The sequence below is a fragment of the Robertmurraya massiliosenegalensis JC6 genome, from assembly GCF_000311725.1.
Lineage (GTDB): Bacteria > Bacillota > Bacilli > Bacillales > Cytobacillaceae > Robertmurraya > Robertmurraya massiliosenegalensis.
Window position 1 is genome coordinate 15174 of sequence record NZ_HE978513.1, and the last position, 12373, is coordinate 27546.

A 12373-nucleotide genomic window follows, 5' to 3' on the forward strand; every position below is an offset into this window, starting at 1 on the left:
CATTGATAAGAAAAAACGCATAAAAAAATACCCATTCGTTGATTTGATTAGAACCACATAACCATACAGAGAAGTTGTCCTCTATATGATAACGAATCATAACCAAACGAAGCAACTCACCAAATTCTATAAAAGCTACTTTTTTAAAATAATAAGTGTATTGAAACTTATCTAAAATAGATGATTGGTATCCGCTCATGGGCAGGTGATAGGTGATAATTAGTATTTGCAGCAAACTATTTTTTTAGCCATCTTTCTTTGTAATATGCTCTAGTGTCATTTTTAAGATGATGTATATCTTCCGAGTTTGTTTTTTATTACTGCCTGGTATTCGCCATCCTTTGGAATCTAAAGCCAACTCTTTGAGGGAATTTTCAAGCTTAATATCTCCAACAGCGGCTTTTCGTTATTTTTTATTGATTGATAACGAAAAGATGTCTGATGGATTTTTACACGGTATGTACAAATCTAGAATCCACTATTAACCGAGGAAGATAGGATAGAGAGGTGTTTCTTATATTAAATAGTGAATTCCACTCCCTACCTGACTCATTCAATGTTTGTGCTCTAAATATTTGGGAGTGTAGTACCACAATGGAAGTTTTTATCGAACGATGTGCCGGTTTAGATGTACATCTAGAAACAATCTTCGCTTGTGTTATTTATGGAAATCGAGAAGATAAGATGTTTCAAGAAATCGAAACTTTTCCAACTTTAACCAAGGATCTTTTTCGATTATTGAAATGGATTGAGGTCCATGAAGTTACTCACATTGCAATGGAGAGCACCAGAGTATACGGAAAACAGTATACAACATCTTAGAAGATTTTTTCGATATCACTTTGGCGAATCCACAAAGAAACAAAAATGTTCAAGAAAGAAACATAGATATTTCAGATACTGAGTGGATAGCTAAATTACTTCGACATGAGTTTTGTTCCACCTCAAGAAATTCGCAAACTTCGAGGTTTAACTAGACTGCGTAAGAAATGGATTGATCATGTAACTTCTGAAAAAAACGAATACAGAAAGCGCTGGAGTCTTCAAACGTTAAACTCAGCTTAATTATTTCAGTCATTTTTTGGGTGTCAGGAAGAAAGCTTCTCCATAAACTAATTTCTCAAGGATATGTCGATGCTCACGATGTAGAGTCCAACATTCATGGAAGCATCATGAGTAAAAAACAAAAAATTACAGATTCCCTTTTTGGCACGATAAATGAACTGTTATTGCTATCTTAAATTACCTGAAGTTGATGATATTGCCTGTCCAGAATTTGACGGTTATAATGTCATTATATTTTATAGGGAATTTTAACATTTATAATTCTGTAGAAAGGAAAAGACGCCACCCATAATGTATATCTGCTCAAACAGATATAAAGGAGACGTCCCCAAACAAATCTTATGAGTATTGTATCAGATTATCAACTTATTGAAAATACTCTACCAGGCGTTCTTGGTTAGAAGTGTGGGGAGGATTCCTTCTCCTTGTTGTGGGAAAAGCATGCGTGTTATTGATACTCGAAATAGAAAATCAAAAGAAGGTTCTGGAAAGACAAAAATTTATAATATTCGCCGTCTACGTTGTGGTCAATGTAGACGGATTCATCATGAAATGCCAGATTTCTTGGTTCCATATAAGAGATATGAGTCGGTTCTTTCGAACCCTTCCATGCATGACGTTCCAGCTGATGAATCTATCTGGTTTCGTTGGCATAAGTGGTTTGATAGTTTTGTAGACTATTGGATTAACTGCTTCATATCCATTATGCTTCGAACGAAACAGGAAATGATCCCTCTGAATTTGACTTCCACAAATTTAGAGACCGCACTTCAAAGAATTGGACGACTGGTGGGTTCACTTTACATTATCAATATGCACATTATTTATTCAACGTATTCAACCAAGTCAATAAACCCTCATTTTTTCCCATACTGGTTCATCAGTAGGAGATACATCTACATACGCTTTCTCAATTGCTTCTCTTTTTTGCTTTGAATCCGTTTTCGCATAGATTTCTGTTACCTGTACTGAGCAGTGACCTAGTATATCTCTAATATAAACGAGATTCACTCCTGCTTGAAGGAGGTGCATTGCCTTAGAGTGTCTTAGACAGTGACAGGAAAATACCTCAGGTATTAATATTTTATTTTCCTCGCATGCTAGTTTCTTATATTTGTCTACAATGTAATTGCTCCCCGTCCTAGTCAGTTTTACTCTTCTCCTATAAAAAACAAAGGATATAAGTTAGCGGAGTTTCGCAAAAGATTCTGCTCTACCATGTATTTTTTAACAATCTGCATTGTTGGCTCCATTAATGGTAAGATCCTAGCTTTGTTCTCTTTACCAATCAACTTTATAATGTAAGGTTTGTCGAATCTAATCATAGAAGGTGTTAAGTCAATAATTTCCTGCACCTGTATTTGATAATTCAAATAGAGCCACTTCGCTCGTGAAAACGTGAGCCACTCCTTTTCCAGTTAGAACACGTCTTTACATGGAGTGAGAGGCATGATAGGTTTGTTGCCATTCGAAACAACCTTGGCGTTTCGCCTTTCGAGCAGAATCACGCCTCTGGAGGCTCCATTTCAAGACATTCCAGATTTTCCAGTGACAATGTTAAAAGTGGCTTACATTTTGGTAATCGGAGTGGCTCAAAATGCAGTTATCAAAAACAGCACCCTTGCTCCTGTGTCATACATTAGTGTTAATAATGCTAAATCTCGCCGTCCAGCTTCTGTATTGAGATTGGGCATTGTTAACAGTAGTATAATTCCATCAAGGGTTAGATAGTTAACCGATTTCTTTTCTGTCTTTTTAACTGGAATAGAGTAAGCCCGAAATATAAAAATAAGCATACCTTTTCGGTATGCACGACGAATAGCCAGCTAACTGATGAAATTTTAGATAGTTGGCTATTTTGCACATGTCAGTTGGATGTTTTTTGACCAAGGCATGTAATTATGTAAAGTTTCTGGTTGTGAATGGAACGGTAAATTTGGAAGTTCCGTCAATATCTTCACTAGGTATTGATAAAAATCTATGCCGTTTGCTTTAGCAGTTTCTGCTAAACTTAAACAAATGGTGTTCGCCTTTGCACCGGCTTCACTAACAGAGAAAAGCCAATTTTTTCGACCGATCACATTTGGACGAATCGCATTTTCTGCTGGATTATTGTCTATTTCAATTCGACCATCGTATAGAAAAGCTTTTAATCCCTCTACTCGATTTAATGTATAATCGGCAGCTTTCGCTAAGGCATTCTTACCGAAGAAAGGCGATTCATCTACCCATTTTAGAAACTGTTCTACAATTGGTTTTGAATGTTTTTGTCGGGCCTTTCGGCGTTTCCCCGGCGAGAGATTCTTAAATTGACGTTCTAACCGATATAATTGATCGCAATATTTAACGCCAATTTGTCCGTTTTTGCTATCAGCTTTCAGCCAATAACGTCGTACATGTGCCCAACAATTGGCGAAAATGATATCGAGTAAATTCCCATATGCCGAATAGCCATCGCATATCACGGTTCCTTTAAATCCTCCTGTAAAACCTTCTAGAACTGCTCGACTTCGCGATAAAGCACTATGGAAAAGAACGATAATCGTCCCTTGGCTTGCTACGCTTCGGAAGATCCAATTGTATGTATTTGATTGACCTGACTTTCCGTCAGAACGATTAAGAATTTGCGCATACGTTTCATCCGCATGCAGGACAGATTTTGAAAGTAGTACCTGCTTCATCTCCTGATAAATCGGTAAAAGCCAATCTTCCGCTACACGAATCACCCAATTCGATAAATTCTTATCATTGGTAAGAAGACCATATCGATCCCATTCCTTCACCTGACGGTAAAGAGGCAAGTACTGGATAAACTTATCGTAGTTGAGTTTTGCTATAACAGTCGGTCCTGCAATACTACGCAGAATGACAGGCTGGGATGCTTTCCCACGTTTCATTTGCGCTTTTTGTGAGAAATCCTTTTTACAGTGCTTACATTCATACGCATGCTCAACATGCTGGATGCGTATCATTTTTGCTGGAATGAACTTCGCTTCTTCGCGCACAATCGTGGTACCTGCTTCTGTCATTTAATCGTGGCAACAGTCACACTCTGTATCATCGGGATGATGGTGAATTTCTTCTATTTCAATCCCCTCATGAAAAGAATCATTTCGTTACTTCTTATTTAATTTACGTACAACGGTATAACGAATGGTCTCCGTGCTTTGTTTTTCTGTGTGCTCAGAATCGCTAAAAGACGGATCATCTTCGAATAAAGAACCTTGCCCGTCAGGAGCTTAGTACTTTGATTTTTCCGATTTTGACCCATACAAGGCTTTCGTTAATTGGCGAACTTGTTCTGTAAGAACTTCTATTTGTTTGGATAAGTCTTTGTTTTGTTCTTTCATATATGCTAGTTGATCTTCAAGAAGTTGCATCACTTTTTCATTAGAAGCGCTCATCAGCTCATTCACCCCATTCCGTTCAGTATAGGATATGAATGATTATACCATCTAGATAGAGGAGTTTAAAAGACACCTTTTGCAGATTTCGCAATCGCTTTTGGTTGCTGCAACGATAACCCTTCTAACAACCAGCGAAGCTCCTGTTGTGAAAGATTCCGTAGTTCATTTTCATCTTTTGGCCATTGAAGCTTGCCATTATCTAATCGCTTATAAAGCATGGCGAATCCGTCACTGTCAAAATATAAGCATTTATAACGGTCCTTGCTCCATCCAGAAAATAAAAAGATAGAATCACCATACGGATCTAATTTCAATGAATCTTGAATGAGTGTTGCTAGGCCATCAATGCCTTTTCGCATGTCCGTTTTGCCACAAATGATATAGATATTTTGCACGCTTGTGAAATCATGCTTCATTTATTGTTCAACTCCTTCATGATCGTTTAGATGTTGCGCTCATCTACACCATTGAAGAAGGAGATTTCAAGAGTTTCTGTTTTAATTACACAGTGCGTTCCAGAGGGATTTTGAGGTAAATTGACAGAAGAAGGTTCGTCAGTGATAGGATCTAGTGTCACAGGGACTATGGTAAGTTTTTTCTCTAGCATAAAAGGCACCTCCTCGAATTGATATGTCTATCGTACCGAAGGTGTCAACTTATTTATATGCGTTATTTAATTACGGGCTTACGGAATAGAGAAGATTTTCTGCCATTCTACTAGATTGTCTGGGTTCTCGTATTACAGGTATTTAAAGAATGAGTGGAGAGCAGCTAATCGTGACATTTCTTGTTGAAGTACTGCACTGATGCTTATCTTCTGTCCAATCTAAATAATTCATCACTATACTTTTAGTTATCTTATTTAAGGTTAACTTCTCTACAGAAATTTTCTTTTCGTCTTTTAGGAAACGAAGAAATAGTATAAATGTATCTCTGTAAGATGCGATGGTATTTTTGCTTGCTCCAATTTCACCTGGGAGAAACTTGGAGAGGAAACCAGTTAGATAATATGAATAGTCTGTAGGTTTCATGGCAATTTTACCTCCGGAAACAAGTATGGAAAAAAGTAATCGCTCGGATTTTGTTTCGACAAACAATTCTCACTGTATTGAATACACACAGTTTTTAATGAATCAGAAAGTAGAAGCACTCGATCACAGCCATTTTTTTCACGAATAGTAATGTAGCCTTCATCGAGATTTAAAGATTTACATTTAAGGTTTAATGCATCTCTCACTCTCAATCCGCATCCATAAATCATGCGAAAAACAACAGGGAGAATATGCCTAATAGTTGTATTTCCTTTAATCTCTATGGTTTCACTTGCATGAAAGAATGATTCTAACTCTTCCTTTGAGAAGATAAATGGTGTAAAAGTGGTTTTATAGGATTTTAGTTGCCTCGGAATGTATGATTCGTAACCTAGTTGATTCAGGTAAATAGAAAAAATTATTATAGTATTGACCCTCTTGTATCTTGTAACGTCAGATTCATTCGGACGTTTTTCTGCCCATTTAATAGCTAATTCTTTAGTCAACCCGATAGAGGTTGCTCCATTCTCAACTGTAAAATCATCAAACATCTTAAAAGTATGTTTTTTATCAAATGCATATCCCAAATTTCTTTTAAATGAAATATATTGTTCAATGAGTAGAGCATTAACTCAATAGAATTTCATTTAGTTCGCCTCCTGATAATGAGAATAAGGCGATGTTGGTGGCGCTACATCCAAAGCACATTGACGAAGTGATTCTAGATCAATTCTAAGATAGGTTTTTGCTCTCAGTATTGGTATGACCAAGAACCTCCGAGATAACTGTAACTGGGGTCTTCTTTTCTAATAAAATTCCTGCGAGGCTATGACGTAATGCATGTGGACCATGCTTCTTCTTATCGATGTTGCTAATACCTGCTCGTTTTAAATAAAAGGAAACAATACTATGTAGGGTTAGTTCCTCAAGTTTGTCATAAGGTTGTCCAGCACGAATAAATATATAGGATAATTCCGATCTTCACCTTCCATATTTCAGATAATCAATTATCGTATTTCCAACTTGACAGATATACATGCAGTTTCACAAGGACTATGGATGTTGGTTAAAAGTTGTAGGAGATTACGGAAAAGCAATGTATCCAGGGGAGTCTTTTCACCTCCTTCTTGGTAACAAACTACTTATACCTTGTCGGCTAAAAGTAGCTGGGCAACGACTTTGGTATGTAAAAATAGGAACGGAACATGTAAGGCTTAATTTGAGAATGAACGAAATCTATGAGATTCAAATTTTAAATATTTTGGAAGCTTGATTATATATAACTTCCCATTCTTTTTGGTCATCAACTCAAGCAAAATAAGGAAAACTCGGTCAGTCAGTTGTTGGGCCTATGAAATTATCATTAACAACGAACATCAAATCTTTTTAATTCATCAATCTTGCAACACATCATTTATTTAGAACCCTTAATCTCTGAGCTCGAGGCACGAGTATCCGACTTATTAAAAAACTTTGAAGAAGAAATAAACCTACCTCTTACGATTCCAAGTATTAAGAAAGATACTGCGGCTATCATTATTGTGGAAATTGGAGTAGATATGTGACAATTCCCTACTTCTTAACATTTAGCTTCCTGGGCAGGTGTCTCGCCAGGTAATCACGAAAGTGCTGGAAAACGTAAAAGTACTCGCACTACAAAACGGAATCCTCACATAAAATCTGCAATGTGTGAAGCTACATGGGCAATATCAAGAACCAGGAATCGTTGGTTAGCTACAAAATAATGGTCAATTGCCTCCAGACGAGGAAAGAAAAAAACACTCGTTGCGAAATCGCATCGAATGCTTAGAAGTATCTACTTCATATTAATAAACTAGGAGCCTTCCAAAGAAATGCAGAGTAACTAGTATCACCAAAACCAAATAGATTTATTCAAAGTTACCTTCCGACAGATAGCTCTGATTTCTTATTTGGCTTTTATAGGTAATTTATAGGGTATCCCTGCTCAAACAAATGTATACAGGGTATACAGGAGACCTCTGACTTTTTTTATTTTCATAGAAAAAGGAGAATCCCGGAAAAAGAAGAAGCAAAATAGGAATGCGAAGCGCAATTTTTTGGTGTACTGAACGGGGCTCCCTTCCAATACAAAAAAATCAGCTGCTTAACATTGTTTTGATTAGGAATGAATTTACACATAATAATGAGCTTGACTGTACATGATCATTACAGGCTGTAGCTTCAATTATTTCCACGCCTTTTCTTTCACTTAATGTACAAAGTATTTCTCCTATATCCTTTTTAACCTTTCCATAAATTACTTGCCTTCTATACTTCGGCGCAAACACGATGTGATACTTACAATTACATGTTGTGTGTGCAAAACTATTAGTGTCTTTTGACGTCAAAACTCCTCCGTATGCTGATATTTGGGTTGGCGAACCAAAAATATTTTAGCACCGCTGAGGAGTTTTTTTATACCTCGTTAGAAGCTTTTTGGAACCCTAGGCATAGCCCAGAGTTTTCTTTTCCTCAAAAAGAGCCCAAAACATTGGATTAGTAAGGTTTTGAACCGTTTTTTTGGTGTTAAAGATGTTACAGATGAAAGAGTCAATTATTTAGCATATTCTACTCGCCCTTACTACATTCTTTTCTTCTCTCTTTCTCGTTCCTTATCCCCTTTATACTTTCTCCAACCGACATAGGATAATGTAACGATGATAATACTACCTGTTGTAATAATCACCCACCAAAGAGAAGGATCTGCTTCATCTTCGGACATCTGATTAAACAGATCCTTTAAATCCGTTTCTAAAGAGACGAGTTCCTGTTGGCTTTCTTCGTCCGTTAATAATCGTGGCCGGTATTCATCAATGAAATGAATTCTGGCGTCAATTTGTTGGACTCTTTGCACAGGAACATCTAGTTTCATACTAGGATAAATCACTTCATAAAGTGACAGAAAAGAATTTAAATGGGAATGGAAATTCTCACTGTTTCCCTCTAATGCTGCATCCTTCATTCCGCCAAATACAGCCATCATCGGGCCTTCCATTTCGGTCCATAATGGCTCTTTAGTTGATGTGATCGCATCCATCGCTAAACGAAATTTGGTCACTCGATTAATTCGTTCATCATGAGCCAAATTCCCGTTTCCCATGGCTGCAATGGCTTCATCTTGCGCAAGCGTTACAATTCGTAATTCATCTATTGAGAAACCGTGACTTTCCATTGTATAGGCAAGAAACTCATTTGAAAAATACTCAAGAAGCTTCTTTGCATCTTCGTATCTCGATGATTTCACCAATTGTAGAGCTTCATCAGAAATTTGATCAAGCTTTTCAATAGAGGAAATATGATGATTTGCTTGTATAGTTACCGGTGTAAGTATTAGGATTACAATTAAAAATATAGCGGCTTTTAGCTTCATACTTGTCCCTCCTCACATTACTATTAAATGGTATGAGAACTTGGACAAGGTTAGACCAAAAATATTGGTGCTAGCTGCTAATTCACTTTAGCTGTAGTGTAAAACGAGTCTTTCTTAAACCAAAATAATAAGCTATCGCAATAGAAGCGATACTTAGCCAAAAAGTGAAGTAACCGATTTGTGGAATATAGTCATCTAGCATATGATATCGCGGCATCATAAAAAAGACATAATCAATCACATCATTATGTAATGTCCATATAGCAGCAACTACCAGGTGCCATAACTTAAATCGGTAAAATGGAGCATATAATATCCCTTGTATCGCCATGGCACCGTGTGATAGTACAAGCATCATTCCGATTCCATCAATTTCACCGTTGATCATAAATACCAATACATTCATGACAACGGCCCAAATACCGTATTTAAAAAGCGTCACCATTGCTAATGTTTCAAATAGTGGCCAATTTCTGCCGAGTAAAAAAGCGATGAGCACAAATAAGAAAAAAAGGCTGGCTGTTGGACTATCTGGTACAAACGCTAGAAAAATGGGTGGGGTAGCTGCCAATTGACTTTTATACCAATAGTATCCATAAACCGTACCGAAAAAATTAACGATTAATAGTAAAGATAGAATTGAGCGATTAGCTAAAAGCGAGTACATCCATTTCAATATATTTCACCTCATTATATTTTCCACATCTTTCTTATAGTAACATATTTCCTTTGTGAACCGATTGTTTTATCATCCTTTTAACTAGATAGAAAAAAGCTGACGAAGTTATCGTCAGCTTTAACATACTATTATTCACTTTCAAGCGTAGAGATGAATTCAGCCAATGTTTGTAGCTCTTCATCAGTACCTTGGAACAATCCTGCTGGCATAGCACCACGACCGTTTTGTGCAATTTCAGCAACTTCTTCAGGTGTTAAACCAGTATCAATAAGCGGTGGTGAACCTGCTCCACCTTGCAGATCTCCTCCATGGCAAGTCACACAACCATTTGCTTCAAAAATCTTATAGCCATCAGATTCTTTATCAATTTCTGCTTCTGCTACAATCTGACCTTGGAGTTTGGCAGCTTCCCAGTCATGCTGGTCTACTGATTCCCAAGTAAGGTACGTAATACCTGCTAGTGCTAGAAGCATAAAGCCTGTTGCTAATGGACGCTTTGACGGGCGACGCTCTGGGCCTCTATCAATGAATGGTGCGAGTAATAATGCACCAAAAGCAAGTCCAGGAATAACAAGAGCTCCGATAATATTATAAGGACCTGATGCGAAAGAATACTTCAATAGCTGATACAAGAATAAGAAATACCAGTCAGGTAATGGAATATATGCTGTGTCACTTGGATCTGCAATTTTTTCGAGCGGTGGTTGATGCGCCGCAGTTAAACATAAAAATCCAACAAGAAAAACAGCACCGATCAGCCATTCTTTTAAAAGAAAGTTTGGCCAAAACGCCTCTGTTTTACCAGGATATTCCGAATAATCCTTTGGTATATTCGGTTTTCGACCTGAAGCTGCGACACGTGAATCTCCCACAAACTTCATACCTTTTCCACGATGCATTGAACAATTCCCCTCCTTTAAGTCATTCACAAATCATGCGTGTTTATGATTTTACAATGGACCTGAAATACCTTGTTTACGAATCATCATAAAGTGGGCAGCCATCAATGCAAACAATGCAGCAGGTAAGAAGAATACATGGATTGCAAAGAATCGAGTAATTGTCTGTGCACCTATAATATCTGAGTGTCCTGCAATTAGGATCTTCAAATATTCACCTATGAATGGAACTGATTCGATAATGGTAATCGTTACCTTTGTTGCAAATAACGCTTTCATATCCCATGGTAATAAATAACCTGTTAAACCAAGGGCAAGCATGACGAAGAAAATAAGTACTCCAACAATCCAGTTAAGCTCACGTGGTTTCTTATAAGCTCCTTGGAAGAAAACACGTAACGTATGTAAAAACATCATTACGATAACTAAGCTAGCACCCCAGTGGTGCATCCCGCGGACAATCTGTCCGAAAGCAACTTCGTTTTGTAAATAATAGATGGATTCCCATGCATTTTTAATATCTGGAACGTAGTACATCGTTAAGAACATACCAGACAATATTTGAATTACCGTAACAAAGAACGTTAGTCCACCGAAACAGTACACAAATGCAGAGAAGTGATGTGCAGGGTTTACATGTTCAGGTACTTCATGGTCTGCAATATCCCGCCACAAAGGCGTAATATCTAAACGCTCGTCTACCCAATCATAAATTTTATTCAACAAGATTTACGCCTCCTTTCGCGGTTCTGCTTTACCTAAAGCTAAGTAACCGTCAGCATCTTTGTAAGGATACACGTCTAATGGAGCTGCTGGTGGTGTACCAGGTACGTTTGTACCATCCTTTGTATATAGCCCATTATGACATGGACAGAAGAAATGTTCAGGGTGTGTCTCATCCTTATTCCAGTCAACTGTACAACCTAAATGTTTACAAACTGGAGATAATGCGATAATTTCACCTTTCTCATCCTTGTATACCCAAGCAGTATTTGTTACTTCTGAAGTGTACCAAGCATCTTTTTGTTCAAATGTAAAGTCAACGCGAACTGGTTCATTGGAAATTTCATCAATTTTTTGGTTTGTAACAATAAAATCACCAGCTGCATTGTGCTTCAAAACTGGGTCAACTGCAAATCGGACCATTGGCATTAACATTCCTGCAGCCATAAATCCACCTACACCAGTAAGAGTATAGTTTAGGAATTGACGTCTTGTTACGCGTTGTTTGCTCATACCTTTCCCCCCTCTATCATGAAATGGTAGTCCAACGGACATAAATAAACACAATATAAAACTAGGACATAACAATGATATATCAATCTATACTTTAGGTCAATATAATAAATTGCTAAAGGATGGGTGCTGAGTGATTAATATCTCCATTAGTCATTATTTTGCCACTTTTTCACAAATAAATGAATCAATTGACTAATTTGATCCTCTAAAATTTGATTTCGATACTTATCATCCATGCTTTCCAGTGGTAGAGATGGTAACCAAATCAATGTTCCCTCTAGTTTTTCCTCTAATGATCTCCAATCACTATCAGATGTGATGTAGAAAATATGCTTGAATCCATACTTCTTAAACTCAGTTTCCCAATGGTTGATTAATTGTAAACGCCTATCATCAGAATCACTCTTTAAATAGGGATAACCAGGAAGCATCATGAGCCTCCCTTTAAATTGGCGCTCTAGGGGAATGTTTAATAGAGAGATAAATTCAGTCATTGATGCTGATTGCTTGATATCGTCGCCAAACGATATAGGTAGCAGCGGTAACACGACCGTGTCTACATATTCTTTCGCTCCCAAATACATGTCAATATCATTTGAAACCCATTTCATTTCTATCACTCCAAGCTAATAAATTCCTTCTTATCATATCATTTCAGTGGT

The 12373-nt window shown here is 37.3% G+C and carries 14 protein-coding genes and 3 pseudogenes; 3 read left to right on the forward strand and 14 right to left on the reverse strand.

The window, feature by feature from the left end:
- Positions 1-594 precede the first annotated feature (594 nt).
- Both BMSHG_RS28805 and BMSHG_RS29090 read left to right on the forward strand, forming a co-directional pair.
- Positions 595-822, forward strand: a complete 228-nt coding sequence (locus BMSHG_RS28805; protein WP_026073398.1) for a hypothetical protein — start codon at positions 595-597, stop codon at positions 820-822.
- Positions 823-1470: 648 nt separating this feature from the next.
- Complete coding sequence (locus tag BMSHG_RS29090) at positions 1471-2001, forward strand: DUF6431 domain-containing protein (protein WP_262362270.1); 531 nt, start codon at positions 1471-1473, stop codon at positions 1999-2001.
- On the opposite strand, the gene BMSHG_RS29095 is transcribed toward BMSHG_RS29090, so the two are convergent.
- The 7 genes and pseudogenes from BMSHG_RS29095 to BMSHG_RS29105 form a co-directional block, all read right to left on the reverse strand.
- Positions 1912-2247: a tyrosine-type recombinase/integrase gene (locus tag BMSHG_RS29095; RefSeq protein WP_316245666.1), complete on the reverse strand. Its 336-nt coding sequence runs from the start codon at positions 2245-2247 to the stop codon at positions 1912-1914. The two genes, BMSHG_RS29090 and BMSHG_RS29095, sit on opposite strands and share 90 nt — an antisense overlap.
- Positions 2248-2918: 671 nt before the next feature.
- A pseudogene (gene tnpC, locus BMSHG_RS26070) lies at positions 2919-4469 on the reverse strand (IS66 family transposase).
- A 65-nt stretch (positions 4470-4534) separates the two neighbouring features.
- Positions 4535-4888, reverse strand: coding sequence for an IS66 family insertion sequence element accessory protein TnpB (gene tnpB, locus BMSHG_RS09860; protein WP_019154281.1), 354 nt, complete (start codon positions 4886-4888; stop codon positions 4535-4537).
- Positions 4889-4914: 26 nt separating this feature from the next.
- Complete coding sequence (locus tag BMSHG_RS28675; protein ID WP_019154282.1) at positions 4915-5079, reverse strand: hypothetical protein; 165 nt, start codon at positions 5077-5079, stop codon at positions 4915-4917.
- Positions 5080-5221: 142 nt separating this feature from the next.
- Positions 5222-5503: a site-specific integrase gene (locus BMSHG_RS09870; RefSeq protein WP_026073402.1), complete on the reverse strand. Its 282-nt coding sequence runs from the start codon at positions 5501-5503 to the stop codon at positions 5222-5224.
- Positions 5500-6090, reverse strand: a complete 591-nt coding sequence (locus BMSHG_RS26075) for a tyrosine-type recombinase/integrase (RefSeq protein WP_019154283.1) — start codon at positions 6088-6090, stop codon at positions 5500-5502. The genes BMSHG_RS09870 and BMSHG_RS26075 overlap by 4 nt, the downstream gene beginning before the upstream one ends.
- Before the next feature lie 145 nt (positions 6091-6235).
- The gene (locus BMSHG_RS29105; RefSeq protein ID WP_316245667.1) at positions 6236-6466 is read right to left on the reverse strand and encodes a tyrosine-type recombinase/integrase; all 231 of its coding nucleotides are present in this window, start codon (positions 6464-6466) and stop codon (positions 6236-6238) included.
- Positions 6467-7146: 680 nt separating this feature from the next.
- On the opposite strand from BMSHG_RS29105, the pseudogene BMSHG_RS29110 reads away from it, so the two are divergent.
- Positions 7147-7248 (forward strand): annotated as a pseudogene (locus BMSHG_RS29110) (hypothetical protein); the annotation flags it as partial.
- Positions 7249-7680: 432 nt separating this feature from the next.
- On the opposite strand, the pseudogene tnpA reads toward BMSHG_RS29110, so the two are convergent.
- The 7 genes and pseudogenes from tnpA to BMSHG_RS09910 all read right to left on the reverse strand — a co-directional run.
- A pseudogene (gene tnpA, locus BMSHG_RS27510) lies at positions 7681-7872 on the reverse strand (IS200/IS605 family transposase); the annotation flags it as partial.
- 233 nt (positions 7873-8105) lie between these two features.
- Positions 8106-8894: a sporulation protein YpjB gene (gene ypjB, locus BMSHG_RS09885; protein ID WP_019154285.1), complete on the reverse strand. Its 789-nt coding sequence runs from the start codon at positions 8892-8894 to the stop codon at positions 8106-8108.
- Positions 8895-8976: 82 nt separating this feature from the next.
- On the reverse strand, positions 8977-9570 hold the full coding sequence (gene lhaT / locus BMSHG_RS09890; RefSeq protein ID WP_019154286.1) for a lipoprotein heptaprenylglyceryl N-acetyltransferase LhaT: 594 nt from the start codon (positions 9568-9570) through the stop codon (positions 8977-8979).
- 131 nt (positions 9571-9701) lie between these two features.
- A complete protein-coding gene (locus BMSHG_RS09895) occupies positions 9702-10472 on the reverse strand; it encodes a menaquinol-cytochrome c reductase cytochrome b/c subunit (protein ID WP_019154287.1) in 771 nt (256 codons plus the stop codon).
- Positions 10473-10523: 51 nt separating this feature from the next.
- Positions 10524-11198: a menaquinol-cytochrome c reductase cytochrome b subunit gene (gene qcrB / locus BMSHG_RS09900; RefSeq protein WP_019154288.1), complete on the reverse strand. Its 675-nt coding sequence runs from the start codon at positions 11196-11198 to the stop codon at positions 10524-10526.
- 3 nt (positions 11199-11201) lie between these two features.
- On the reverse strand, positions 11202-11708 hold the full coding sequence (locus BMSHG_RS09905) for a QcrA and Rieske domain-containing protein (RefSeq protein WP_019154289.1): 507 nt from the start codon (positions 11706-11708) through the stop codon (positions 11202-11204).
- A gap of 149 nt (positions 11709-11857) precedes the next feature.
- Entirely contained in the window at positions 11858-12322 is a 465-nt protein-coding gene (locus tag BMSHG_RS09910; RefSeq protein ID WP_019154290.1) for a YpiF family protein, read from the reverse strand.
- Positions 12323-12373 lie beyond the last annotated feature (51 nt).

Excerpts from the sequence above, each read along its gene's own strand:
- ypjB (WP_019154285.1), bottom strand. The coding sequence starts at position 8,894 with ATGAAGCTAAAAGCCGCTATATTTTTAATTGTAATCCTAATACTTACA.
- BMSHG_RS09870 (WP_026073402.1), bottom strand. The coding sequence starts at position 5,503 with ATGAAACCTACAGACTATTCATATTATCTAACTGGTTTCCTCTCCAAG.
- BMSHG_RS28675 (WP_019154282.1), bottom strand. The coding sequence starts at position 5,079 with ATGCTAGAGAAAAAACTTACCATAGTCCCTGTGACACTAGATCCTATC.
- tnpB (WP_019154281.1), bottom strand. The coding sequence starts at position 4,888 with ATGAAGCATGATTTCACAAGCGTGCAAAATATCTATATCATTTGTGGC.
- BMSHG_RS09910 (WP_019154290.1), bottom strand. The coding sequence starts at position 12,322 with ATGAAATGGGTTTCAAATGATATTGACATGTATTTGGGAGCGAAAGAA.
- BMSHG_RS28805 (WP_026073398.1), top strand. The coding sequence starts at position 595 with ATGGAAGTTTTTATCGAACGATGTGCCGGTTTAGATGTACATCTAGAA.
- BMSHG_RS09905 (WP_019154289.1), bottom strand. The coding sequence starts at position 11,708 with ATGAGCAAACAACGCGTAACAAGACGTCAATTCCTAAACTATACTCTT.
- BMSHG_RS09895 (WP_019154287.1), bottom strand. The coding sequence starts at position 10,472 with ATGCATCGTGGAAAAGGTATGAAGTTTGTGGGAGATTCACGTGTCGCA.